General features: G+C 72.5%; 22 protein-coding genes and 1 pseudogene. 6 read left to right on the forward strand and 17 right to left on the reverse strand.

Features of this window, described 5'->3' with window-relative positions; genetic code table 11:
* Positions 1-58 precede the first annotated feature (58 nt).
* The gene (locus tag ACIBKX_RS25340) at positions 59-1,633 is read left to right on the forward strand and encodes an amidase family protein (protein ID WP_363273187.1); all 1,575 of its coding nucleotides are present in this window, start codon (positions 59-61) and stop codon (positions 1,631-1,633) included.
* 201 nt (positions 1,634-1,834) lie between these two features.
* Positions 1,835-3,142, forward strand: a complete 1,308-nt coding sequence (locus tag ACIBKX_RS25345) for a phytase (RefSeq protein ID WP_363273188.1) — start codon at positions 1,835-1,837, stop codon at positions 3,140-3,142.
* A gap of 25 nt (positions 3,143-3,167) precedes the next feature.
* On the opposite strand, the gene ACIBKX_RS25350 is transcribed toward ACIBKX_RS25345, so the two are convergent.
* The 8 genes from ACIBKX_RS25350 to ACIBKX_RS25385 all read right to left on the reverse strand — a co-directional run bounded on the left by ACIBKX_RS25350 (position 3,168) and on the right by ACIBKX_RS25385 (position 10,875).
* Complete coding sequence (locus tag ACIBKX_RS25350) at positions 3,168-4,268, reverse strand: sulfite oxidase (protein ID WP_363273189.1); 1,101 nt, start codon at positions 4,266-4,268, stop codon at positions 3,168-3,170.
* 56 nt (positions 4,269-4,324) lie between these two features.
* Positions 4,325-4,609 (reverse strand): hypothetical protein, encoded by a 285-nt coding sequence (locus tag ACIBKX_RS25355; RefSeq protein WP_363273190.1) that lies wholly within the window; start codon positions 4,607-4,609, stop codon positions 4,325-4,327.
* 183 nt (positions 4,610-4,792) lie between these two features.
* A complete protein-coding gene (locus tag ACIBKX_RS25360) occupies positions 4,793-5,599 on the reverse strand; it encodes an alpha/beta hydrolase (protein ID WP_363273191.1) in 807 nt (268 codons plus the stop codon).
* 112 nt (positions 5,600-5,711) lie between these two features.
* On the reverse strand, positions 5,712-6,497 hold the full coding sequence (locus ACIBKX_RS25365; RefSeq protein ID WP_363273192.1) for an SAM-dependent methyltransferase: 786 nt from the start codon (positions 6,495-6,497) through the stop codon (positions 5,712-5,714).
* 115 nt (positions 6,498-6,612) lie between these two features.
* A complete protein-coding gene (locus tag ACIBKX_RS25370; protein WP_363273193.1) occupies positions 6,613-7,380 on the reverse strand; it encodes a 2OG-Fe(II) oxygenase in 768 nt (255 codons plus the stop codon).
* Between the two features lie 147 nt (positions 7,381-7,527).
* On the reverse strand, positions 7,528-8,442 hold the full coding sequence (locus ACIBKX_RS25375) for a PhzF family phenazine biosynthesis isomerase (protein WP_363273195.1): 915 nt from the start codon (positions 8,440-8,442) through the stop codon (positions 7,528-7,530).
* Positions 8,429-9,922 (reverse strand): leucyl aminopeptidase, encoded by a 1,494-nt coding sequence (locus ACIBKX_RS25380; RefSeq protein WP_363273196.1) that lies wholly within the window; start codon positions 9,920-9,922, stop codon positions 8,429-8,431. The genes ACIBKX_RS25375 and ACIBKX_RS25380 overlap by 14 nt, the downstream gene beginning before the upstream one ends.
* Positions 9,919-10,875 carry a DMT family transporter gene (locus ACIBKX_RS25385; RefSeq protein WP_363273197.1) on the reverse strand — a complete coding sequence of 319 codons (957 nt, stop codon included), beginning with the start codon at positions 10,873-10,875 and terminating at the stop codon, positions 9,919-9,921. The genes ACIBKX_RS25380 and ACIBKX_RS25385 overlap by 4 nt, the downstream gene beginning before the upstream one ends.
* A gap of 186 nt (positions 10,876-11,061) precedes the next feature.
* Between ACIBKX_RS25385 and ACIBKX_RS25390 the strand changes: the two genes are divergently transcribed.
* Positions 11,062-11,682 (forward strand): L-threonylcarbamoyladenylate synthase, encoded by a 621-nt coding sequence (locus ACIBKX_RS25390; RefSeq protein WP_363273198.1) that lies wholly within the window; start codon positions 11,062-11,064, stop codon positions 11,680-11,682.
* Between the two features lie 12 nt (positions 11,683-11,694).
* On the opposite strand, the gene ACIBKX_RS25395 is transcribed toward ACIBKX_RS25390, so the two are convergent.
* Positions 11,695-12,600 carry an EamA family transporter gene (locus tag ACIBKX_RS25395; protein ID WP_363273199.1) on the reverse strand — a complete coding sequence of 302 codons (906 nt, stop codon included), beginning with the start codon at positions 12,598-12,600 and terminating at the stop codon, positions 11,695-11,697.
* Positions 12,601-12,686: 86 nt separating this feature from the next.
* Here ACIBKX_RS25395 and ACIBKX_RS25400 point away from each other — a divergent pair, with 86 nt between their 5' ends.
* Entirely contained in the window at positions 12,687-13,538 is an 852-nt protein-coding gene (locus ACIBKX_RS25400) for a LysR family transcriptional regulator (protein WP_363273200.1), read from the forward strand.
* A 206-nt stretch (positions 13,539-13,744) separates the two neighbouring features.
* On the opposite strand, the pseudogene ACIBKX_RS25405 reads toward ACIBKX_RS25400, so the two are convergent.
* The 7 genes and pseudogenes from ACIBKX_RS25405 to ACIBKX_RS25435 all read right to left on the reverse strand — a co-directional run.
* Positions 13,745-14,176 (reverse strand): annotated as a pseudogene (locus ACIBKX_RS25405) (PPOX class F420-dependent oxidoreductase); the annotation flags it as partial.
* Positions 14,177-14,359: 183 nt separating this feature from the next.
* Positions 14,360-15,532 carry an ABC transporter permease gene (locus ACIBKX_RS25410; RefSeq protein WP_363273253.1) on the reverse strand — a complete coding sequence of 391 codons (1,173 nt, stop codon included), beginning with the start codon at positions 15,530-15,532 and terminating at the stop codon, positions 14,360-14,362.
* An 83-nt stretch (positions 15,533-15,615) separates the two neighbouring features.
* A complete protein-coding gene (locus ACIBKX_RS25415) occupies positions 15,616-16,359 on the reverse strand; it encodes an ABC transporter ATP-binding protein (RefSeq protein ID WP_363273201.1) in 744 nt (247 codons plus the stop codon).
* Positions 16,356-17,744 (reverse strand): peptidoglycan-binding protein, encoded by a 1,389-nt coding sequence (locus tag ACIBKX_RS25420; protein WP_363273203.1) that lies wholly within the window; start codon positions 17,742-17,744, stop codon positions 16,356-16,358. Before ACIBKX_RS25420 ends, ACIBKX_RS25415 begins: the two co-directional genes overlap by 4 nt.
* The gene (locus ACIBKX_RS25425; RefSeq protein ID WP_363273205.1) at positions 17,744-18,310 is read right to left on the reverse strand and encodes a hypothetical protein; all 567 of its coding nucleotides are present in this window, start codon (positions 18,308-18,310) and stop codon (positions 17,744-17,746) included. Before ACIBKX_RS25425 ends, ACIBKX_RS25420 begins: the two co-directional genes overlap by 1 nt.
* A gap of 93 nt (positions 18,311-18,403) precedes the next feature.
* A complete protein-coding gene (locus ACIBKX_RS25430; protein ID WP_363273206.1) occupies positions 18,404-19,303 on the reverse strand; it encodes a prephenate dehydrogenase in 900 nt (299 codons plus the stop codon).
* On the reverse strand, positions 19,300-20,664 hold the full coding sequence (locus tag ACIBKX_RS25435) for a PLP-dependent aminotransferase family protein (RefSeq protein ID WP_363273207.1): 1,365 nt from the start codon (positions 20,662-20,664) through the stop codon (positions 19,300-19,302). The genes ACIBKX_RS25430 and ACIBKX_RS25435 overlap by 4 nt, the downstream gene beginning before the upstream one ends.
* Before the next feature lie 205 nt (positions 20,665-20,869).
* Between ACIBKX_RS25435 and hppD the strand changes: the two genes are divergently transcribed.
* Positions 20,870-21,991 carry a 4-hydroxyphenylpyruvate dioxygenase gene (hppD, locus tag ACIBKX_RS25440; RefSeq protein ID WP_363273208.1) on the forward strand — a complete coding sequence of 374 codons (1,122 nt, stop codon included), beginning with the start codon at positions 20,870-20,872 and terminating at the stop codon, positions 21,989-21,991.
* Positions 21,978-23,078, forward strand: a complete 1,101-nt coding sequence (locus ACIBKX_RS25445) for an alpha-hydroxy acid oxidase (RefSeq protein WP_363273209.1) — start codon at positions 21,978-21,980, stop codon at positions 23,076-23,078. The genes hppD and ACIBKX_RS25445 overlap by 14 nt, the downstream gene beginning before the upstream one ends.
* Positions 23,079-23,096: 18 nt before the next feature.
* Here the strand turns inward: ACIBKX_RS25445 and ACIBKX_RS25450 are convergent, their stop codons facing one another.
* Positions 23,097-23,351 (reverse strand): ferredoxin, encoded by a 255-nt coding sequence (locus ACIBKX_RS25450; protein WP_363273210.1) that lies wholly within the window; start codon positions 23,349-23,351, stop codon positions 23,097-23,099.
* Positions 23,352-23,356: the final 5 nt, after the last annotated feature.

Here is a 23,356-nt window from a genome sequence, read left to right on the forward strand (position 1 = left end):
GATCGGGGCCCGGCGGAATCCGGGCCGGGTCGCAGCCTAGGGAGTGATCGTCGCGGATGTGCGGATCACGTCGGCCGAACCGTTCCTCGGCGGGCCGTCCACGATCTACGCTCCACGGGACCATGGCTGCACGAGTCTCAGGGGGTACGCGGTGGACTACGGCGACTACAGGGCGTACGACGCGGTCGGTCTGGCCGAGTTGGTGGCCCGCGGCGAGGTGACGCCGGCCGAGCTGCTCGAAGCGGCGGTCAGCCGCTCCGAGGCCGTCAACGGGAAGATCAACGCGATCATACGGCCGATGCACGCCATCGCCCGCGAGCGCGCGGGGCAGGAACTCTCCGGGCCGCTCGCCGGAGTCCCGTTCCTCGTCAAGGACTTGATGCAGGAGTACGCCGGACGCCCCACGGGACGCGGCTCGCGCGCCACGCAGGCCGATGTCGCCGACGAGCACAGCGAGGTGGTCCGGCGCTGGCTCGAGGCGGGCCTGGTGATCTTCGGCCAGACCAATGTGCCCGAGTTCGGCATCAAGAGCATCACCGAGCCCGAGGCCAACGGCGCGACCCGCAATCCCTGGAACCTCGCCCACACGCCGGGCGGTTCGTCCGGCGGCTCGGCGGCCGCGGTCGCCGCGGGCATCGTCCCGGCGGCCGGGGCGAACGACGGCGGCGGCTCCATCCGCATCCCCGCCGCGTGCTGCGGCCTGTTCGGGCTCAAGCCGGGGCGTGGCGTCGTGCCCGCGGGTCCCGGCCACGCCGAACTGCTGCTCGGCGCCGCCTGTCACGGTGTCGTCTCGCGTACGGTGCGCGACAGCGCGGCCCTGCTCGACACGCTGACCACCCGCCCCGACCCCGGCGGCCCGTTCCTCGCCGAGCGCCCCGACACGTCGTACGCGGAACTGGCGCGCCGCACGCCCGGCAGGCTCCGCGTCGGGGTCAGCACCCGCTCCCCCATCGGCACCCCCGTGGCGCGCGAGGCGGTGGAGGCGGTCGACCTGGCCGTCAAGCTGCTCACCGGGCTCGGTCATGACGTGGAGGAGGCCGAGCCGCACATCGACGGGGTGCGGCTCGCCGACGACTTCATGGCGATGTACGCGGTGGCGGAGGCCGCGACCATGGCGGAGATCCGGCATCGCACCGGCGCCGAGGACGACCGGTTCGAGCTGGACACCCGGCTCATCGCCACGGCGGGCAACGCGATGGGCGCGACCGAGTACACCATCAGGCACGCCCGCTGGAACACCTACAACCGCCGGCTGGCCGCCTTCCACGAGCGGTACGACGTGCTGCTCACGCCGACGCTGGCCCGCCCGCCGGTCCGGGTCGGCGAGCTGGACACGCCGTGGCTCACCCGCAAGGTCGGTGCGGGGCTGCTCAAGGCGGGCATGGCGGGGCGGCTCAGCAAGACCCGGCTGTGGCGGCGGGCGGTCGTGGAGAACCTGGCGCCGAACCCGTTCACGCAGCTCGCCAACATCACCGGCCGCCCCGCCATGTCGGTGCCGCTCTACCGCACGCCCCAAGGCCTGCCGCTGGGCGTGCAGTTCGTGGGCCCGCTGGGCGGCGAGGGTCCGCTGCTCGCGCTGGCCGCGCAGTTGGAGGAGGCGGCGCCGTGGGCGCACCTGGAGCCGCGGCTGTGAGGTGACGGCCAGCGGGGGCGGACGGGTGGGAGGCGGCAGGCGGCAGGCGGCAGGCGGCAGGCGGCAGGCGGTCAACTGCCCCCGTGACTCCGTCTGTTCACGTCCCACACATGCTCAGGACGCGTCGCTGCCGGGCAGGACTCACGCACGGGCCACACACTCCCCGTGCCTCTCTGCCCGCCACACGAAGGAGCCCCCCACGTGGTCACGTCCCGCAGCGCCCGGCTCGCCCTCGCCACGGCGGTCGCGGCGCTCGCCGCCACCACCGCCGCGCCGTTCCCCGCCGTCGCCGCCGACCCGCTGCCCGCCGTCACGCCGCTCGCCGAGACCCCCGTCCTGCACGACGACGAGGCGGGCGGCGACGCGGACGCCGACGATCCGGCGATCTGGCGCGACGCAGCCGCCCCGGAGCACAGCCTGGTGGTCGCCACCGCCAAGCAGGGCGGCCTGCGCGTGTACGACCTGGACGCGCGCGAGGTGCAGTCGCTGCCCGCGCCCGCGGCACCGGGCCCGGACCACGCCCCCGGCCGGTTCAACAACGTGGACCTCGTGCACGGCCTGCGCCTGTCCACCGGCCGCGCCGACCTAGCCGTCACCAGCGACCGCGGCAACGACCGGCTGCGCTTCTACCGCATCGACCGCGACCGCCCCGGCGGCCCGCTCACCGACGTCACGGACCCGGCGGCGCAGCCGGTCTTCTCCTCCTCGCAGGCCGAGATCGACGAGCAGCGCACCGCGTACGGCCTCGCCACCTGGACCGACGAGGCGACCGGCCGTTCCTACGCCCTGGTCAGCCGCCGCGAGCGCACCGGCATCGCGCTGCTCGAACTCACTCCGGGCGCCGGCGGCACGGTCGGCTACCGCAAGATCCGCACCCTGGTCCTGCCCGCCGACTTCCGCCTGCCGAACGGCACTTCGTGGTCGCCGTGCGGTGAGCCCGGTGAACTCCCGCAGGTCGAGGGCATGGTGGTCGATCCGGCGACCGGGACGTTGTACGCCGGTCAGGAGGACGTCGGCATCTGGCGGCTGCGCGCCGACCTCACCGGAAAGCCCCAACTCGTCGACAAAGTCCGTGAGTTCGGCGTCCCCGGAACATACGACGAGGAGACCGAGGAGTGCACGCCGGGCGTCGATCCCGGCTACGGCGGCACCCGTGTCTCCGCCGACGTCGAAGGCCTGACGCTGGTGACCGAGAAGGACGGCGACGGCCTGCTCCTGGCGTCGAGCCAGGGCGACGACACGTTCGCCGCCTACGACCGCGAGGCCTCGGACGGCAACGAGTACGAGGGCGGGTTCCGCGTCTCCACCGCCTCCACCGGCTCCTCCGGCGTCGACGGCTCGGAGGAGTGCGACGGCGCCGCCGCGCTCGCCGCCCCGCTCGGCCCGAAGTACCCGGACGGGCTGCTCGTCGTGCAGGACGGCCATGACGCGCCCGGTGACGGCGAACGCCCTTCCACCAACTTCAAGTTCGTGGACCTCGGTGACGTACTGGACGCCGTGGACGACTGATCCGCGGGCGGTCCGGGCGCGCTCTTCAGCGGCATACGACCGGCACGCGCTGCACGAGGTTGTTCCCGAACCCACCCCGGTTCCAGGGCTGTTCGACGGGCTGGGTGCGGCCTTCGGCGTCGGTGGCGCGGACGGTGAGGGTGTGGCGGCCTTCGGCCGCCGCCCAGGTGGTGTGCCAGGACTGCCACGCCCAGGGGTGCGGGCCGGGCAGGGCGACCTCGGCGTCGGTCCAGGTGCGGCCGTCGTCGGCGCTGAACTCGACGCGGGTGACCTGACCGTGCCCGGACCAGGCGCGCCCCTCCAGCAGGACGGCTCCGGGGCGCACGACCCGTACGCGTGACATGAAGTCGGGGAAGCCCGGCGGGATCAGCAGGGCGCGCGGAGCGATGCGGGTGACGGGCTCGCCGGGGTCGTCGGGCGACTGCCGGAAGCGGTACGCCACGGCCTGCTGGAAGCCGGTGAACGGGGTGTCGACGACTTCGACGGAGCGGAGCCACTTCACGTGCGCCATGCCGTACCAGCCGGGGACGACGAGGCGCAGCGGGTGGCCGTGCTGGGGCGGCAGCGGGCCGCCGTTCATCGCGTACGCGAGCAGTACGTCGCCTTCCACGGGGAGCGGCAGGCTGCGGCGGTAGTCCTGCTCGACCCCGCGCTCGACGCCGTGGTCGGCGCCCGTGAAGACGGCCTCGACCGCGCCGTCCTCGACGCCCGCCCGCGCGAGCACCGTCCGCAGCGGTACGCCCGTCCAGTCGGCGGTCCCCACCGCCTCCACGAGCCAGGGCTGGCTGACCGGGCGCGGGCTCAGCCGGGCGCGGCCGTTGCCCGCGCACTCCATCGTGACGCGGTGGGTGACGGCCGGCAGCGACCGCAGTTCGTCGAGGTCCAGCTCCAAGGGCGTACGGACCCGGCCGCCGACGGACAGCCGCCAGGTGTCGGTGGCGACGGCGGGGATGTCGTAGTGGACCAGGACGTAGTGCAGCCCCAGCGGTGTGACGTCGTACCGCAGGGCCTCCAGCGGCAGCCCGTGGTTGCGGGCGGCGAGGGCCAGCTCCTCCTCGCTGATGCCTTCGTCGGCGGCGGCGACGCGTCCCGGTGTGCTGACATCGTCGAGGGATGTCCGCTCCATGTCTCCATGGTGACCCGTGCGGGCCGGGCCCGCACGGGAGGGGGCTGCGCGCGGGGTCAGGTTCCGGCGACCCAGTGGTTGTGCACGGCGAACACCGTGGGCTGACCGCCGGGACCGGACAGGCCGACCGATTCGGCGATGGGCATCATCTTCTCCCCGAAGGCCTGCATGTGCTGCTCGGACTCCCAGACGTCGTAGATGTCCAGGCCGGCATCGCTCGGGACGCAGACGTGGGCGATACAGCCCTCGAAGATCTCGGGCGACTGCTGCAGTTTCGCGTTGAGCGCGTCGTACTGGTCGGTGGTGACGCCCGGCAGGGACGCATGCATGAAGATCGCCATGGCGGTTGCTCCTTGAGTGATGAGGGATGCCATGGGGGCGTGGCAGGCCGTCCCCCGTGGCGGCTCCCGCCCCACGACCAGCGAAGCACGCGGAGCGGCCGGTGGCCCCCGCACACGTTCCGCGGATTCGCCGCGTGGCGTGCCGGAGTGGTGTGCCGGAGTGGTGTGCCGGAGTCCGGCCGGTCAGCCGACGCCGGCCGCGAAGTCGGCGATGTCCCGCGCCACTCGCTCCGGTCTCTCCCAGTAGACGACGTGTCCCGCGCCTTCGTAGACGGTCAGCCGGGCGCCGATGACGGTGTCGAGGATCGTCTGCTGGTCCTCGCGCGTCAGGATCGGGTCGCGGTCGCCCCAGACGACCAGCGTGGGGACGAGGATTCCGGCCAGGGTCGCCCGCAGATCGGTTTCGAGGAGGCCGCGCAGTGTCTGGCGCCACACGTGGGCGGGTGCCTTCAGGTTCTCCTCGACGACGGTCTCCAGGAAGCCGCGCCCGACCGGCTCCGCCGTCATGCCGAGCGTGAACCGCTCGACGAACGCCCGGTCCACCGGGTCGGTCAACTTCCGTACGGTCTCCCAGAGTTCGGCGGCTGCGGGCTTGTCGGCGAGCGTGACCGGAACGCCCAGGAGCACGAGTCCGGCCACCCGGTCGGGATAGCGCCCGGCGACGATCCGGGCCTGCACTCCTCCGCTCGATCCGCCGACGAGCACGGCGCGCTCGATCCCCACGGTGTCCATGAAGGCGACGAGGTCGGCGGCGAAGTCCTCGGGGAGATAGCCGTCCGGGGGTTTGTCGGCGTCGCCGTGGCCCCGCTGCGTGGGCGCGTAGACGTGCAGCGAGGAGGGCATGCGGCGCAGCAGCGGCTCGAACGTCCACCAGGAGTCCACATAACCGTGGACCAGGACGACCGGGGTGCCCGAGGGGCCGCCCACCTCCGCGTAGGGCAGGGCGAGGCCCTCGCGCAGCACGGCCTCGTGCACGGCGACGGCGGACATGCGGCCCTCCTCACCTCTGCTTCCAGCGTAAGGAAGGGCGGGGCGCGGGGCAGGTCGAGGCGCGGCGCAGGGCGGGGCGCGGGGCAGGGCGGAGCGCGGGGCAGGGCGCCTGCTAGGGGACGCGGGCGACGCCCACGTAGAAGCCGCTGCGCTCGTCCTTCGGGGCGAGCGGCTCCTGGTACCAGCGGGTCGCGGTCACCAGGCCCGGCTCGACGAGCTCCAGCCCCTCGAAGAACGGCTCGATCTCCGCCCGGCGGCGCATCCTGAGCGGAACCTGCCCCTCCTTGTAGGTGTTCTTGACGGAGTCCACCAGCTCGGGGTGCTCGTCGGTGGTGCCGTGCGAGAGGACAAGAAGGCTGCCGGAGGGCAGCGCGTCGACGAGGGTGCGGGTGAGGGCGTAGGGGTCCTCGTCGTCGGTGATGAAGTGCAGCAGGGCGATGAGGGACAGGGCCACGGGCCGGCTGAAGTCCAGGAAGTCGCGGGCGTGGTCGAGGATGGCCTCGGGGCTGCGGACGTCCGCCTGGATGTAGTCCGTCGCCCCTTCCGGAGTGCTGACCAGCAGCGCTTCGGCGTGCCGCAGCACGATGGGGTCGTTGTCCGCGTACACGACACGGGATTCGGGGGCGATCTTCTGGACGATCTGGTGCAGGTTCGGCTCGGTGGGGATGCCGGTGCCGATGTCGAGGTACTGCCGGATGCCGCTGTGCGCGAGCCAGGCGGCGGCGCGGTGCATGAAGGCCCTGTTGCGGGCGGCGTTGGCCCGCGCCTCTGGCGGCAGTTTCTCGCCCATCTGCTGGTCGACCAGGTAGTTGTCCTTGCCGCCGAGCAGCCAGTCGTAGACGCGCGCCGGGTGGGGCTTGCTGGTGTCGATGAGGAGGTCGGCGTCTTCTGCGGTCATCTGCGGCTCCCCTGCGTGCCTGCCCGGTGCGGATCATCCGAGCGTACAGGCCAACCGTTGGGACGGAACCCGCGGTTGACCTGCGTCAGGCCGTGGCATGCGGCGTCCTGCCGTGTCATGCCGCGTCGTGGAAGACCAGGCCGAGGGTGCGGCGCCGTCCGGAGCGGACGGTGCTCACGCCGTGCCGCATGGGTGCGGTCGACCAGCCGCGGCGGGAGGCGACGGGCCGGTCGCGGGTGGTGAAGATCAGGCCGTGCCCCTGCGGCAGGGTCCTCGCGTATCCGCGCGACTGGGCGCGGGGCCGCTGTTCGGTCATGAGGAACTCGCCGCCCGTGAAGTCGGTGCCGGGGGCGTCGAGTCCGACGACGACCTGGAGCGGGAAGAGCATGTCGCCGAAGACATCGCGGTGCAGGGCGTTCCAGTCCCCCGGTCCGTAACGGAGCAGGATCTGCGCGGACTTGGCCTGTCCGGCCGCATGGCACCTCGCCACCCACTGGGCCAGGCCGTCCGGCCAGGGCGCGTCCTTGCCGAGCTTCTGGGCCCAGTCGCGGGCCACCGGCAGCAGCCGGGGGTAGAAGGCCTCGCGCAACTCCCGGACCAGGTCGGGAAGTTCGTGGCTGAAGTAGCGGTACTGCCCGGAGCCGAAGCGGTGCCGGGTCATGTCGACGGTGGTGCGGAAGCGGTCGGTGTCGTCGTAGAGGCCTGCGGTCTCGGCGCATTCGCCGGGGGTGAGCAGCGGGCCGGTGAGCGTGTGGCCGTACTCGTCGAGCTCTGCGGTGAGCGCGCCCCAGTCCCAGGCCGCGACGCGGTCGGCGACGGCGGTCGCGAGGGGCGTGCGCTTGACGGTCGTGCGCTTGGCGGTCACAGGCTTGGCGGTCGTCATGGTGCGGGTCCTTCGGGGTGTGGGTTCACCTTCGACTCTGGACCTCCGCGGGCACTCTTGCTGGCGGGATTCGGACATCGCGATCAGCGAGGGGGCGGTCCCTCACACGGCGATCTCCACGCGCCGATCCCCCCACGCGGCGACCCCTCACACGGTGAGCCGCGCGCGGAACACCGTCGTCGCGTCGCCCGTGATCGAGACCATGAGCGCACCGCCGGGCCCCGCCTCGACCCGTACGTCGACCTCGCCCGGCCGCCCCATCGCCACGCCCTGCCTGCCGGTGAAGTCGAGCCGTCCGGCGGGCGCGGGCACGATGCCGTGGTGGACCAGGTAGGCGCCGAGCGGGCCGTGCCCGTTGCCGGTGACCGGGTCCTCGGTGATTCCGATCGCGGGGGCGAACATCCGCGCCCAGGTGAGGAGTTCGGACTCGCCGGTGGCGCGCGTGAACACGAAGAAGCCGTTGCTGCCCACCTCTCGGCTCAGCGCCGTCAGCGCCGCCGGGTCGGGCCGCAGGCCGTCCACCGCCGCACGGTCGCGCACCTGCACGACGACCTTGGAGTGGCCGGTCGAGACGACCTGGACGGGAGCGTCTTCGTCCACGAGATCTTCCGTACGCGCACCCAGCGCCCGCAGCAACAGATCCACCTGCTTGCCGTCGAGCGCGGGCCCGAACTCCGCCTCCCCTTGGCGCATGCCGATCCGCACCCGCTCCCCGTCACGGATGATCTCCACCCGCTGGAGCAGCCCGGTGCCGGTCTTCTGGACCAGCGGGCCCGACGGCAGCCCGTACTCGACGGCGCGCGCGAAGTGCGCCCCCACGGTGGCGTGCCCGCAGGTGGGGACCTCCGTCGTCGGGGTGAAGAAGCGGACGCGTACGTCGTGATCGGCGCCGTCAGGGGGCAGCACGAAGGCCGTCTCGGAGTTGTTCAGCTCCCGCGCGACCGCGAGCATCCGGTCCTCCGTCATGCCCTCCGCGTCGAGCACGACTCCGGCCGGGTTGCCCGTGAACGGGGTCCGGGTGAAGGAGTCGACCTGGTGGAGGATCCGCTCACGCGCGGCCATCGGCGAACTCCTCCGCCAGCCCGACGAGCGTACGGACCGCGGTCCCCGTGCCGCCCTGCGGCGTGTAGCCGTAGGGGGCACCCTCGTGGAAGGCCGGTCCCGCGATGTCCAGATGCGCCCAGCGGACGCCGTCCGGCACGAACTCCTTCAGGAAAAGGCCCGCGACGAGCCCGCCGCCCATCCGCTCCCCCTGGTTGGCGATGTCGGCCACGGTCGAGTCGAGGCCGTCCCGCAGATCCGCCGGCAGCGGCATCGGCCAGGCCGGTTCGCCGGTTCGCACGGCGGCGGCCACGATCCGCTCGCGGAAGGCGTCGTCGGGCGACATCACCCCGAAGAGCCGGTTCCCGAGCCCCATCCGCATGGCGCCGGTCAGCGTCGCCACGTCCACGACGGCGTCCGGCCGCTCCTCACCGGCCCGCACCAGGGCGTCCGCGAGGACCAGCCGGCCCTCGGCGTCGGTGTTGCGCACCTCGACGGTCTTCCCGCCGTACATCCGCAGCACGTCGCCGGGGCGGACGGCGGACCCGGACGGCATGTTCTCCGCGAGCGCGAGCCACCCGGTGACATCCACCGGGAGTCCGAGCCGGGCGACGGCCGTCACGGCGGCGAACACGGTGGCGGCGCCGGACATGTCGCGCTTCATGATCTCGTTGAAGCCGACGGGCTTGAGGGAGATGCCGCCCGAGTCGTACGTGATGCCCTTGCCCACGAAGGCGATGCTCGCCCGCGCCTCAGGGTGTGTGTGGCCGATCCGCACCAGCCGCGGCGGATTCACCGAGCCCTGGCCGACGCCGAGGATGCCGCCGAACGAGCGCTCTGCGAGGGCAAGTTCGTCCAGCACCTCGACGGTGAGTCCATGCTCCCTGCCGACCGTCCGCACGGTTTCGGCGAAGCTCTCGGGGTGCAGGTCGTTCGCCGGGGTGTTGATGAGGTCGCGGGCGCGGTTCAGCTCCTGGCCGACGACCGTGGCGCGGTGCAGCGCGGCCCCGGCGCCGTCGTGGCGGGTGAGAACCGCCAACTCCCGTACGGGAGGCTTGTCCTGACTGTTCGTCCGGTACGTGGTGAAGGCGTACGCGCCGAGCAGTCCGCCGAGCGCCACCGCTTGCGCGGCCTGCGCCGTACCGGCCGGAAGCGCGAGCACCACCTTTCCCTCACCCGCCAGTTTCCGTGCCGCGACACCCGCGGCGCGGCGCAGCGCCTCGGCGTCGTACGCGCCGTCGGCGTCCGCCGTGCCGAGCCCGACCGCGAGCACGAGTCCGGCCCCGGACCCGGCCGGCGCGGGGATCCTGACCGCCTCGCCCGCGGCGCCGGTCATGCCGAGGGTGCCGAGGAGTTCGGCCGAGGGGCCGCCGAGCACTTCGGCGACCGCTTCGGCCTCGGGCGTCGGTATGGGGCGCTTGGCGCCCTGGCCGACGCCGATCACGAGGGCGTCGGCGGGCATCGCTGCCATCAGAGACGTCGTCACCGTCACTTCGGTCATTTCATCGCGTCCTGTTCTGCGTACCGGGTCTGCCGCTCAGCTGTCCCATGCCGTTCCGTCACCGGCGCCGCCCGTTTCCGGCGGCGCGTCATGCCCACTCCGACGAGTACGACGACCATTCCCGCGGCCACCCGGAGACTGAAGGCCTCGTCGAGCACGACCGCCCCGAGCCCCACGGACACCACCGGCAGCAGATAGCCGACCGTCGCGGCGTTGGTGGCGCCCTCGTCGGCGATGATCCGGTAGGTGAGGTGGAAGGTGATCCCGGTGGCGAAGATCCCGAGGACGACGACCGCGATCAGCGCCTTGGCGTCGAAGTGGACCGTGTCCAGGCCACCGGCCGGCAGCGTCAGCGCGGTCAGCCCCGTGGCGGCGAGGAGTTGGGCCGTGGAGAGGGCGATCGTGGGGATTCCCTTCCCCACCAAATGGTGCCCCATGTAAGCGAATCCGGTCGCGTAGCTGGCCGCCGCGCCGACGATGGCGAGCGCGCCCCAGCTCGCGAGGCCCGACTGCTGCCAGGGCGCGAAGATCAGCGTCGTACCCGCGAATCCGAGCAGGAGCCCCGCGAGGCGGACGGGAGGCAGGCCCCGTTCGGTGCCGATGGCGAGTCCGATGAGCACCGACCACAGCGGAGTCGTCGCGTTCAGCACGCCCGCGACCCCGGATTCGACCGTCTGCTCTCCCACGCTGAAGAGGCAGAACGGCAGGGCGTTGCAGAAGAAGGCGGCGACGGCGATGTGCCCCCAGGTGGCCCGGCCGCCGGGCAGCCTGCGGCGCGCGGCCAGCAGCAGCACGGCGAGGGTGAGGGCGCCCAACGCACAGCGGATGAGCGTGACTTGGACGGGCGTGAACCCGTCGAGGGCCAGTTTGATCCAGAGGAAGGTCGATCCCCAGAGGAGCGCGAGTACGCCTACCCGCAGCCCTGCGCAGGTTCTTCCGGGGATGCCGTTCACGCTGCTTCTCCTTGCCCGTCCGTCCGCGCCGTGGTCTCTGCTCCTGGAACGATGCCGCCGACCATCTGAAAGGACAAGCAAACAGTTCTGCACGATCATTAAGCAGAGCTACATTCGCCGTCACGCGCGCGCTGAGCGCCCGGCCGCCGCGCCGGAAACGGAACCCCGATCACGTACTCTCGGCGGATGGCGAAGTACTTCGACGTGCACCCCGACAACCCGCAGCCGCGCACCATCGGCAAGGTGGTGGACAGCATCCGTGACGGCGCGCTCGTCGCGTATCCGACGGATTCCTGCTTCGCGCTGGGCTGTCAGATCGGCAACCGTGACGGACTCGACCGGATCCGGACGATCCGGAACCTCGACGACCGCCACCACTTCACGCTGGTCTGCCAGAACTTCGCGCAGCTGGGGCAGTTCGTGCACGTCGACAACGACGTGTTCCGCGCGATCAAGGCGGCCACGCCGGGCAGCTACACCTTCATCCTGCCCGCGACGAAGGAGGTGCCGCGCCAGCTCCTGCACGCCAAGAAGAAGACGGTCGGCGTGCGGATCCCCGACCACGTCGTGACGCAGGCCCTGCTCGCCGAGCTCGGCGAGCCGCTGCTCTCCAGCACCCTGCTGCTGCCCGACGAGGAGGAGCCGATGACGCAGGGCTGGGAGATCAAGGACCGGCTCGACCATGTGGTCGACGCCGTCGTCGACTCGGGCGACTGCGGCACCCAGCCGACCACGGTCATCGACTTCTCCGACGGCGAGGCCGAGATCGTGCGCCGCGGCGCGGGCGACACCTCGCGCTTCGAGTAGCCGCCCCGCGTCCTAGCGGCGGCTCGGCTCGCGCGACACCGTCGCCCGCGGCGAGGGCGCCGGCGCGGGCGTGCGCCGCGCGCCCCGTCCCGGCACGAGGATGCTCACCGCGTTGGCGGCCACGATGGCGGCGATCGCGAGCCACTCGACCCAGCCGAGCGCCTGGCCGAGCACGACGAGCCCGACCAGCGCCGCGAGCACCGGATTGACGCTCATGAAGATCCCGAAGAAGCGGGCGTCGACGCGGCGCAGGGCGAGCAGATCGGCCAGGAACGGCACCGCCGAAGACAGCACTCCCGCCGCGGCCGCGCAGGCCAGCGCGGTCGGGGTGGGCGGCCGGTGGGCGAGGACCGCGACACCGACCGGCAGATACAGCAGGGCGGAGATGCCAGCGGCCGTCGCCGAGCCCTCGACGCCGGGCAGCCGCGCGCCGACCGTGCGGTTGAGCAGGATGTACGAGGCCCAGCAGGCCGCGGCGAGCAGGCCGAGCGCGATGCCCGCGTAGTCCGTGGTCGGCTGCGGGCGGGCCAGCGCGACCACCGCGGCCCCCGCGACGACCGCGCACCCCAGGTCCACGGCCCGGCGCGAGGCGGCGAGGGCGACGGTCAGCGGGCCGAGGAACTCCAGGGTCACCGCCAGGCCGAGGCCCACGCGGTCGATCGCCGTGTAGAGCGACAGGTTCATGGTGGCGAAGACCGCCGCCAGGCAGAGCAGCGGCCACCACTGCCGCCAGGTGAACGTACGTATCTTGGGCCGGCCCACCGTCATCAGGACCGCGCCCGCGACCCACTGCCGCACGGCCACCACACCGGCGGGGCCGATGGCGTCGAACGCCAGCGCGCCGGTGGCCGCACCGACCTGGTTGGACAGACCGCTGCCCAGCATCATCGCCGTACCCGACCCTTGAGACCTTCGCATGCACCGCAGCTTGCGCTCCCCGCGTGCATACGCAAAATGCATGTGAGTGCTCATCCATACGCTGGAGTCATGGATACGCTGGGCTCATGGATCTCGAACTCCGGCATCTGCGCTGTCTGGTGGCCATCGTCGACAGCGGCAGCTTCACCGATGCCGCCGCCGAGCTGGGTGTCTCCCAGGCGGCCGTCTCGCGCACGCTCGGCGGCCTGGAGGAGGTGCTCGGGGTACGACTGCTGCACCGCACCAGCCGGAGCATCACGCCGACCACGGCCGGTGTGCAGGTCCTCGCGCGGGCCCGGCACGTCCTCGCGGAGGCCGAGGAGCTGATCCGCGAGGCGACCACCGGGCACACCCGGCTGCGCATCGGCCACGCCTGGTCGGCGATGGGCCGGCACACGGCGGAGTTCCAGCGCCGCTGGGCCGCCGAACACCCGGACACCGAGCTGTACTTGATCCGCACGAACTCGGCGACGGGCGGCCTCGCCGAGGGGCTGTGCGATCTCGCCGTCGTACGGACCTCGTTCGACGAGGCCCGTTTCGCCGGTGCGGTCGTGGGCCGGGAGCGGCGGTACTGCGCGATGGCCGCGGACGACCCGTGGGCCAGGCGCCGCTCCGTGACGCTGGCCGACATACGGGAGCGGACGCTCCTCATCGACCGCCGCACCGGCACCACCACGGCCGAGCTGTGGCCCGAGGAGACGCGGCCGACCGTGGAGTACACGCGGGACATCGACGACTGGCTCGCCGTCATCGCCTCGGGCCGCTGCGTCGGCCTGACGCCCGAGAGCACCGGGAACCAGTACCGGCGCGACGGCGTCGTCTTCCGTCCGCTGCGGGACGCCGAGCCGGTCACGGTCCGGCTGATCTGGCGGCGCCACGACCCGCATCCGGTGACGCACGCCGCCGTCGCGCTCCTGACGGATCTCTACCGGGCGTGAGGACCCGTGGCCGACGGCCCTCAGGTGCCGAGGCCGAGGCCCGGGGGCGGTCCTTCGGTGCCGATGGTCAGGCCGGGCGGTGGGCCATCGGTGCCGAGGCTCAGGCCGGGCGGCGGGCCATCGGTGCCGAGGCTCAGGCCGGGGCCGGAAACGGTGCGGGGGCCGTCCTGCGGGCCGGGGCCCGCGAGGATCCGCTTGCCCGCCGCCCCGTACACCTGCTTGATGTGCAGCCGGATCGCCAGGCGGCGCTCGGCCACCATCGCGCGGCGGAAGCCCTCCCAGTCGGGGTGCTCGCCCTGGAACCCCCGGAAGACCACGGCGAGTTCGTCGCAGACGGCGTCCTTCGGGTCTTTCGCGACCGGGGTCAGTTCGGCGTCGCCCTCGGCGACCATGTACGAGAATCCGGCGCTGTCGGAGACGAAGAAACTGGCCCGTGGATCGCGGCGCAGATTACGGGTCTTGGCGCGACTTTCGGTGACCATGAGGCGGATGAGGCGGGCCACGGGATCATAGGCGTAGCCGACGTTGGAGAGCTGGGGGCGGCCGTCACGTTTCAGGGTGACGAGCGTGCCGATGCGCTGTTCCTGGAGCAGGTCGAGCAGGGCGCTTTCGTCGGCTTTCCCTAAATGCTCAGTCATGCGGCGAGAGTACGGCGGTGAAAGGCTGTCCGAACAGGGTGGACGGCCGCCGCGCGCACCCCGCATAGGCCTTTCGCCCGCCGGGCGGATATGTGGACGCACCAAAAGTGGACGCACCAAAAAGCGATGCCCTCGTCGCCCGCGGGGGATTTGGGCTGACGAAGGCACCGCGACCGGTCGCCGTCACGTCGTGGCGAGCGCCTCCGTGGGAGGCAGCCGCGCCGCGCGGACAGCGGGATAGAAGCCGGCGAGTCCGCCGATGACGAGGGTCGCGCCGACGCCGCCCGCCATCGCCCAGACCGGCACCACGGAGGGCCAGCCCTGGTAGGCGGAGTAGCCGGAGGTGACGGCGATGCCGAGGAGGACCCCGCCGATGCCGCCGAGTGCGGAGAGCAGCAGCGCCTCGCACAGGAACTGCGTACGGATCTGGCCGCGCGTCGCGCCGAGCGAGCGGCGCAGGCCGATCTCCGAGCGGCGCTCCAGGACGGAGATCACCATGGTGTTGGCGACTCCGACCCCGCCCACCAGCAGGGCGACCGCGCCGAGTCCGAGCAGCAGGCCGCTGAGCGTGTCGTCGGTGGCCTCCTTCGCCTCCAGGGCGTCGGACGGCCGGGAGACGTTGGCCTCGCTGGGGTTCTGAGGGTTGGCGGTGGCGCCGAGCACGGACTGGACGTCGGTGACGGCCGATTCGTCGGCGCGGGTGTAGACGGTCGTCGGGTAGCCGTCGAAGTCCAGCTCCTGCTCCGCCACGGGCCAGCCGACCAGTGCGGCGGAGTCCAGGTCGGGGACCAGTTCGTTGGGCGCGAGCAGGCCGACCACGGTGAACCACTGCCCGCCGAGCCATACCTTCGTGTCGGGTCCGGCCCGGAAGACGCCCAGCTGCTCGGCGGCCTTGGGACCGAGGACGACCGCCGGGTAGCGCTGGTTGGCGGCGTTCAGCCAGCGGCCGTCGACGATCTCCGCGCCGGCGGTCTTCGGCAGGTCGGTGCGGGCCGCGTAGACGTTGAGACCGCCGGTCTCCTCCTTCTTGATGTGGTCGTTGCGGTAGACCTTGGCGTCCGCCTTGCCGATGGCGGAGACCGACTCGACGTCCTTGATGTTGCCGATCATGTCGACGGATTCTTCGGGCAGATGGGCGGCGTCCCCGGCGAAGGACTGGCCGGGCGAGACGGTCAGCAGATTGGTGCCGAGCGCGGCGAGCCGCCGGTTCAGGTCCTCGCTGCTGGACGTGGAGATGCCCACGACGCCGACCATGGCGGCGATGCCGATGGCGATGCCGAGCGCCGACAGGAAGACCCGCATGGGCCGTGAGCGCAGGCCCGAGCCGCCGACCCGCAGGACGTCGGCGGGGCTCATCCGGGCCGGTTTGGGCCGGGCGGGCGGCGCCGGCGGCACTGCGTGGCCGTTCCGCTCCGCCGTGCCGGGCTCCGTTGTCAGGCTCATCGCACGGCCTCCTCGGGGAGCGGTGCGGCGGGTGCCGGGACGAGGGTGGAGCCGGCGGCGGCACGCGAGTCGTACTCGATACGGCCGTCCTTGATCCGTACCTCGCGCGGCAGCGAGCCCGCGATGTCCCGGTCGTGGGTGATGACGACGACCGTGGTCCCGGCCCGGTGCAATTCGTGCAGGAGCCGGATCACGACGGCACCGGACCGGGAGTCGAGGGCGCCGGTCGGTTCGTCGGCGAGCAGCAGCGGCGGATCGCCGAGCACCGCGCGGGCGATGGCCACGCGCTGTTTCTCGCCGCCGGAGAGCTGGTGCGGCTCGTGGTAGAGCCGGTGGCCGAGGCCGACCCGGCGCAGGGCGCGCTCGGCGAGCCTGCGCCGCTCGCCGCGCGGCCTGCCGCTGTAGAGCAGTCCGCCCGCGACACTGTCCAGGGCCGGGACGCCGGGGGCGAGATGGAACTGCTGGAAGACGAAGCCGATCGTCCCGGCGCGCAGCGCGGACAGCTCCCGGTCGCTGAGCCGCTCGACGTCGTGGCCGTCGATGCGCACGGTGCCGGTGGTGGGGCGGTCGAGGGTGCCCATGATGTTGAGCATCGTGGACTTGCCCGAGCCGGACGGGCCGACGACGGCGAGGAGTTCGCCGCGCCGGATGACGAGGTCGGCGCCCTTGAGCGCGGTGACCTCGCCGTACGTCTTGGAGACTCCGGACAGTTCGACCACCGGGTGGGACGTCGTCGTCACTTGGGGACCCCCACGGTCAGGCCGTCGCTGATGCCCGCTCCGGAGACTTCCACCATGCTGTCCGCGAACATGCCGACCTTCACCGTCCGCTGCCGCACCTCGCCGTCCGCGCCGACGACCTCCACCGCGTACCCACCGCCCTGCTTGGCCACCAGCGCGCTGACGGGTACGACGAGGACGTCCTTGCGGGTCTCCGCCTTAAGGGAGATCTCGACGGCGGCGGCCTGGTAGCGCCCGAGGCCCCGCTGCTTCTCGACCTTCAGCTCCACGGGCAGCGTGGCCTTGTCGTCGCCGGTGCCGCCCGAACCGCCGGCCCCGGAGCCCTCGCTGTCGCCGCCCTTGGCGGTGGAGGGGGTGCCGACGTCGGTGACCTCGGCCTGGACCGTGGTGTCGTCGGGGAGCGTGACGGTCGCCTTGGTGCCCTTCTCCACCATGTCCTCGTACTGCACGTCGAGATCGACGGTGACGGTCCGTTCGGTGCCGGTCCAGGTGAGGACGGGGCCGCTCGCCGGGGCGCCCGCGGTGGCCTTCACCTCGGCGACGCGCCGCGCCCCGTCGGCGACCACGGCGTCGGTCGGCTGCACGGTGCCGGTCTCCTCGCGGCCCAGGTCGTCCTGCCAGTCGCGTACGGCGTCGGCGGTGTCGGCGGTGTACTCGTCGTCGACGGTGAAGCCGGTGTAGCCGAGCGCGGCGAGGTTCTTCTCGAGGATCTTCACGTCCGTGCCCTCGGTGCCCGCCTTCATCGGGCGGTAGAAGGGCGTGGAGCCGTAGAGGAGCGGGACCTTCTGTTCGGCGACGCGGTAGACGGTGTCGCCGCGCTCGAGGGTGTCGCCGTCGCCGGGCACCCAGGTGATGATCCCGCTGCCGCCCTTGGCCGCGGCCGGTGCGGGTACGGCCGTCGCGTCGCCGTAGCCGAGGTTCCCGTCGACGGTCTCGGTGCGGGTCAGGGTGGTCCGTTCCACCTTCGCCGTCCTGGGGGGTGCCGAGGGGGCGTCGCCGGACGGTCCGTTGCCGTCGTCGCCGAAGACTCCGGTGGTGGCGGCCGCCGCCGCGGCGGCCACGCCGATCGCGACGACCACGACGAGCGACATCCGCAGGGGGCGCCGCCTGCGGCGGCTCGCGGTCGCGGGGGTGGTTCCTGCTCCGTCGCCGCCGTTGCCGCCGTCGCCCGCGGTCTCGGTGTCGGCGTTCTCGTTCCGGGGGTCGAGGCCGTCCGCGCCCACCTGGGACACCTCGCCGGGGGTGTGCAGTTCCAGTGCTCCGGTCCGCTCCGCCTTCCCGTTGCCCTTGAAGCCGGTGGTGGTGGCCGCGGTCGGCTCGAACTCCCCTGTCTCTTCCGTCTCTTCTTCCCGTTCCCTCTCACGGGTCTCGTCCGGCGCGGTCATCAGGCGCCCGATCCGGTGAGGCCGCCGCCGGGCCACTTGTCCTGGCAGGCGATCCTGGCCTTCTGGAACTCGTCGCTGCCGGGGTCGATGCCGCTGGCGCCGAAGTCGAGGGCCATGTTGCCGCCGTTGATCTCCGGGTCGGGCAGCTTGGGCAGTCCGTTCTCGCGCATGCACTTGGCCCAGGCGGACACCTTGGCCGAGTCGAGCGGTTCGCCTCCGCCGCCGCCACCGCCGAGCTGGCCGCCCTGCGGCATCTTGTCGCGGCAGGCTTCCGTGGCGGCCTGGAATTCCTGGGAGTTCGGGTCGACGTCGCCGCCGGGGGTGAGCGCGATGCCGCCGCCCGCGTCCTTCTGCGGGTCGGGGAAGCCGGACACGCCGTTGTCCCGCATGCACTGGGAGAACGCGAGGGCCTGGTCGAAGGGGCTGGTCGGTGAGGCGTCCGCCTTCTTCGGGTCGTCGGAGGACGCCGCCGACGAATCGCCGGAGCAGCCACTGAGGAAGACCCCCGCGACGAGCGCCGACGCCGCGAGCAGCGTCTGGACAGTTCGCTTCTGTGTGGTGGACATGGGGCCAAGTTCTACGCGGGCACCGGTCACACGGCGGATACAAGCGCTGTCAGCCGTACAGGCTTGACCGTCACGGCCGTTCGGGCTTGACGGTCACCCGGGGCCGCAGCCGACAGCCGGTGCGGGGGCGGGCTCGTCCAGCTCCCCCACGCCGGCGACGCCCCGGTCCAGGAGGTCCACCAGCGTGTGTCTGCTCTTCCCGGACAGTTCGCGGCCGCGCTCCGGGTCGGCGAGGTCGTACAGCGCGGCACGGACGCTGGCGAGGTCCTCCTGGAGCTGGGTGAGGATCTCGGCGACCGCACCGGCGTTGGACTCCACGATGTCGCTCCACAGCCCGGAGTCCCCGCGGGCGATCCGGGTCGCGTCGCGCAGCCCCTGCCCCGCCAGATGCGCCGCCTCCGGCGGTCCCTCGCGCAGCCGGGCCGCCATCAGGCTGGCCACCAGGTGCGGCGCGTGGGAGGTGAGCGCCACCGCGTCGTCGTGGGCGCGGGCCCGCATCACGCGGGGCACCGCGCCGCACAGCGCGATCAGGTCGAGGGCGCGTACGAAGGCGGCCCTGGACGTCAGTCGGTTGGGGGTGAGCACCCAGGGGCGGCCCCGGAAGAGTTCCGCGCGGGCGGCCAGGGGGCCCGAGCGCTCGCGGCCGGCGAGCGGGTGCCCGCCGATGTAGCGGGACGGCGCGGGGGCGGTGGCGAGGATCTCCCGCTCGGCGCGGGCCTTCACGCTCGCCACGTCGGTGTAGCTCGACGCGAGGCCCCGCGCCTGGAGTTCGGCGAGGACCGGTGCGATCTTGCTGGGCGGCACGGCGAGCACGGCGAGGTCCACGGGCTCCGGTGGCGGCGCGGGCGTTCCGGCGCCGAGGGCCGCGGCGGTGCGGACGGCGGACTCGTCCTGGTCCGCCAGATGCACGGTCACACCGCGCAGGGTCGCCGCGAGCGCCACGGAGGTGCCGATCAGGCCGGTGCCGACGACGGCCATGGTGCGGATGGTCATGCGACATCACCGGCGTACGACTCGCCGGGCTCGGGCCGTGCGTCGAGTTGCTCCCGGATCAGCTCGGCGAGCCGGTCGAGGCCCTTCTCGATCCGGTCGGGCGTCAACGTACTGACGGAGAGCCGCAGTTGGCGGAAGCCGTCGGTGGCTCCGTAGAAGTGGTGCATGGGGGTGAACAGCACTCCGTGGTGGTGTGCCGCGTGCTTCAGGAGGTCGTCGTCGACGGTGAACGGCACGGTGAGCACGATGAAGAACCCGCCGGTCGGCGCGTTCCAGGTGACTTCCGTGTGGTCCCCCAGGCGCTGGTCGAGCCCGTCGAGCACCTGGCGCAGATTGCGCCGGTAGACCTCCGTCTCGCGGCGGTTGGCGTCGACGAGGCTGCAGTCGTGGGTGAGGAGCTTGCCGCCGATCACCGCCTGCGCGATCGGTGACGTATTGACGGTGAGCATGCTCTTGAGCTTGGAGAGTTCGTCGGCGAGCAGTCCGTCGCCACTGGTGCCGCTGGTGCCTCCGGTCACGCGCTGGTCCGCGACCACGTATCCCACGCGTGCGCCCGGCATGCCCGTCTTGGCGAACGAGCCGAGATAGACGACCCGTTGGCCGCGGTCGAGGGACTTCAGCGTGGGCGGGCGGTCGGCTGCGCTGTTCAGGAGTCCGTACGCGTTGTCCTCCAGGAGCAGCAGGTCCTCGGCGGCGGCGATCTCCAGGAGGCGGTGCCGGTCGGCGAGCGGGAGGCTCACGCCGACCGGGTTGGCGAAGTCGGGGGTCACGTAGCAGGCGCGGACCCGGCGCCCTTCCGCGCGCGCCCGGCGCAGTTGGACGAGGAGGTCGTCGAGGTCGATGCCGTCCTCCCCCGTACGCACCGGGATCACGGGCATGTCGGCGAGCAGCGCGGCGCCGGTGAGGCCGACGTAGGTGGGGCTGGGGGCGAGCACCGCGTCGCGGTCGTCGGCGCGCAGGGTGCGCAGCAGCAGGAACATCGCCTCCTGGCAGCCGACCGTGACGACCACGGACGCGGGGTCGGCGTCGATGCCCTCGTCGACGGCCAGGGAGCGCGCGACGAGATCGCAGATGATCCCCTTCGTCGCGCCGTACTGGAACAGGGTGCGCGCGGTCTCCGCCTCGCTCATGCCGAGGCCGCTGCGCAGATGGTCCGTGAACGTCTTCAGATAGGTGTGGATGCGGTCCACGTCGTAGAAGCCCTCGTAGGGGCGCCCGGCCGCGAACGAGACGGCGTCCGGGTAGGTGTCGGCGACTTGGTTGAGGAGGTTCATGGACTCCATCGACACATCGGCGAGCGACGCGTGCAGCGTATCGGATTTCAACTCGGCGACGGCGTTTTCCGTTTGCAGGATTTCCATCACTTCAGCGTCCCCTGACAACAGATCGACAGCAATGCCTTGACAGGTGCGAGAACGGTGGCGGCGCCCGTACCATCGGGGCCGCAAAGACAATTCTGCCGCGCGGCCCGACGATTCGAAACGGGATTCGCGCCATAACGTGATCCCGCATTTCGCGTTCAGCGCGCAGGCATGAATCCGCATTCTTCTTCCGACGAGGACTCTGATGACGGATTTACCCGCAACGGCTCCTGTCACCGACCCCGCCACCGCTGCTCCCGACGACCTCGCGATCGACCATGTCGAGTTGTACGTCGAGGACCTGGAGGCGGCGGTGTTCTCCTGGGTCGACCGGTACGCCTTCACGGTCGTCGGCACCGGCGGCTCCGCCGAGCACCGCAGCACCGCGCTGCGCCAGGGCGGCATGACCCTCGTGCTCACCGAGGCGACGTCCGGGCGGCACCCGGCCGCCGCGTATGTCTCCACGCACGGCGACGGTGTCGCCGACATCGCGCTGCGCACCGCCGACGTGTCGGCGGCGTTCGCGGCCGCGGTGGCGGCCGGGGCGCGTCCCGTGCGCCGGCCGACGCGCCACACGGGCGAGGGGCCCGCGGTCACGGCGGCCGTCGCGGGCTTCGGCGACGTGGTGCACACGCTGGTGGAGCGGGCGCCCGGCGAGGGTCCCGGACTGCCGCCCGGCTTCGAGCCGGCGACGGGCTCGCCCGAGGCGGGTGCCGGTGAGGCGGGGCTGCTCGACATCGACCACGTCGCGGTGTGCCTGAACGCGGGCGACCTCGACGCGACGGCCCGCTTCTACGAACAGGCCCTGGGCTTCCGGGAGATATTCACGGAACACATCGTGGTCGGCGCGCAGGCCATGGAGTCCAAGGTGGTGCAGAGCGCGGGGGCCGGGGCGGTGACGCTGACGCTCATCGAGCCCGATCCGAAGGCGCAGCCGGGGCAGATCGACGAGTTCCTCAAGAGCCATCACGGCCCGGGCGTGCAGCATCTCGCGTTCTCCAGCAAGGACGCCGTCCGTTCGGTGCGGACGCTCGGCGCGCGCGGCGTCGGCTTCCTGCGTACCCCTGCGACGTACTACGAACTGCTCGCGGAGCGGATCGGGCTCAAGTCGCACACGCTGGGCGAGCTGCGCTCGACGAACCTCCTCGTCGACGAGGACCACGACGGCCAGCTGTTCCAGATCTTCACCGCGTCGACGCACCCGCGCGGCACGATCTTCTTCGAGGTCATCGAGCGGCAGGGGGCGCAGACCTTCGGCAGTTCCAACATCCGGGCGCTGTACGAGGCCGTGGAGCTGGAGCGGACGGGGCAGCGTGCGGCTCGGTGAGGACGCGGTCCCGCTCGACGTGAGTGACGTCGAGCGGGCCGCGGCCGCGGCGCTGCCGCCCACGGTGTGGGACTTCATCGCGGGCGGCAGCGGCCGTGAGCGCGCCCTTGCGGCGAACCGGGAGGCGTTCGACCGTCTCTTCGTCGCACCCCGGGTCCTCCGGGACGTCTCCGGTTGTACGACGGATGCGACGCTCCTGGGCCGGCCGGTCCGGATGCCGCTGTCCCTCGCCCCGGTCGCCTACCAGCGACTGGCCCACCCGGAGGGCGAGTTGGCTGCCGGGCGGGCGGCGCACGCCGCCGGGGTCCCGTTCACGGTGGCCACGTTGAGCAGCGTCGCGGTGGAGAAGGTCACGGCGGTGGGCGGCTCGGTCTGGTTCCAGCTGTACTGGCTGCGGGAGCGCGGCCGCACCCTGGACCTGGCGCGCCGGGCGGAGGACGCGGGCTGCGAGGCGTTGATGCTGACCGTGGACGTCCCCTGGATGGGCCGCAGGCTGCGGGACGTACGCAACGGCTTCGCACTCCCCGACGATGTGCGCGCGGCGCATCTCGGCGCCGGGGCACCCTCGTCCGCGCACCGCTCGACGGCCGACGGGGGCTCGGCGGTCGCGGCACACACCGCAGAGGCGTTCTCTTCGGCGGTGACCTGGTCGTGCCTGTCGGAGCTGCGGGCCGCGACACGGCTGCCGCTCCTGGTGAAGGGCGTACTGGCCGCCGAGGACGCGGTCCACGCCGCCGAACTGGGCGCCGACGCGGTGGTGGTGTCGAACCACGGGGGCCGCCAGCTCGACGCCGCGCTACCGGGCATCGACGCGCTGCCGGAGGTGGTGGCGGCGGTCGACGGGACCTGCGAGGTCCTGGTCGACGGCGGAGTGCGTGGCGGCACGGACATCCTCAAGGCACTGGCGCTGGGCGCTTCCGGCGTCCTGCTGGGCCGCCCCGCCATCTGGGGCCTTGCGGCGGGCGGCGAGGCGGGGGTCCGGCAGGTGCTCGACCTGCTCGCGGCCGAGCTGCGTGACGCGCTGGGGCTCGCGGGGTGCACGGGCGTCACCGACGCGCGGGAGCTGCGGGTGGTGCGGGGCGGGTGAGCCGGGGCGGCGCGGACCTCAGCGGACCGCGCCGCCCTCGCCGCCTCCACCGTTCCCGCTCCCGCCCCCGTGCAACGTGATCGCCCCGGACGGGCACCGTGCCGCCGCCGCCCGTACCGCCCTGACCTCCTCCGGTGCCGGCACGGCCGTGCGCAGCAGCACCTTTCCGTCGTCGTCCGACTGGTCGAAGACCGCGGGGAGTTGGGCCAGGCACAGCCCCGATCCCGCGCAGCGCTCCCGGTCGACCCGTATCTCGGTCTTCTCGTCCTGCACGTGCT

The organism is Streptomyces sp. NPDC050658, assembly GCF_044457025.1.
Taxonomy (GTDB): domain Bacteria; phylum Actinomycetota; class Actinomycetes; order Streptomycetales; family Streptomycetaceae; genus Streptomyces.

What these genes read in the sequence shown, in the direction of transcription:
- ACIBKX_RS25370 (WP_363273193.1), bottom strand. Translation starts at nt 7,380, where the DNA reads ATGACGACCGCCAAGCCTGTGACCGCCAAGCGCACGACCGTCAAGCGC.
- ACIBKX_RS25375 (WP_363273195.1), bottom strand. Translation starts at nt 8,442, where the DNA reads ATGGCCGCGCGTGAGCGGATCCTCCACCAGGTCGACTCCTTCACCCGG.
- ACIBKX_RS25380 (WP_363273196.1), bottom strand. Translation starts at nt 9,922, where the DNA reads ATGACCGAAGTGACGGTGACGACGTCTCTGATGGCAGCGATGCCCGCC.
- ACIBKX_RS25425 (WP_363273205.1), bottom strand. Translation starts at nt 18,310, where the DNA reads ATGTCCACCACACAGAAGCGAACTGTCCAGACGCTGCTCGCGGCGTCG.
- ACIBKX_RS25355 (WP_363273190.1), bottom strand. Translation starts at nt 4,609, where the DNA reads ATGGCGATCTTCATGCATGCGTCCCTGCCGGGCGTCACCACCGACCAG.
- ACIBKX_RS25365 (WP_363273192.1), bottom strand. Translation starts at nt 6,497, where the DNA reads ATGACCGCAGAAGACGCCGACCTCCTCATCGACACCAGCAAGCCCCAC.
- ACIBKX_RS25410 (WP_363273253.1), bottom strand. Translation starts at nt 15,532, where the DNA reads ATGAGCCCCGCCGACGTCCTGCGGGTCGGCGGCTCGGGCCTGCGCTCA.
- ACIBKX_RS25350 (WP_363273189.1), bottom strand. Translation starts at nt 4,268, where the DNA reads ATGGAGCGGACATCCCTCGACGATGTCAGCACACCGGGACGCGTCGCC.
- ACIBKX_RS25390 (WP_363273198.1), top strand. Translation starts at nt 11,062, where the DNA reads ATGGCGAAGTACTTCGACGTGCACCCCGACAACCCGCAGCCGCGCACC.
- ACIBKX_RS25400 (WP_363273200.1), top strand. Translation starts at nt 12,687, where the DNA reads ATGGATCTCGAACTCCGGCATCTGCGCTGTCTGGTGGCCATCGTCGAC.
- hppD (WP_363273208.1), top strand. Translation starts at nt 20,870, where the DNA reads ATGACGGATTTACCCGCAACGGCTCCTGTCACCGACCCCGCCACCGCT.
- ACIBKX_RS25395 (WP_363273199.1), bottom strand. Translation starts at nt 12,600, where the DNA reads ATGCGAAGGTCTCAAGGGTCGGGTACGGCGATGATGCTGGGCAGCGGT.
- ACIBKX_RS25420 (WP_363273203.1), bottom strand. Translation starts at nt 17,744, where the DNA reads ATGACCGCGCCGGACGAGACCCGTGAGAGGGAACGGGAAGAAGAGACG.
- ACIBKX_RS25435 (WP_363273207.1), bottom strand. Translation starts at nt 20,664, where the DNA reads ATGGAAATCCTGCAAACGGAAAACGCCGTCGCCGAGTTGAAATCCGAT.
- ACIBKX_RS25360 (WP_363273191.1), bottom strand. Translation starts at nt 5,599, where the DNA reads ATGTCCGCCGTCGCCGTGCACGAGGCCGTGCTGCGCGAGGGCCTCGCC.
- ACIBKX_RS25430 (WP_363273206.1), bottom strand. Translation starts at nt 19,303, where the DNA reads ATGACCATCCGCACCATGGCCGTCGTCGGCACCGGCCTGATCGGCACC.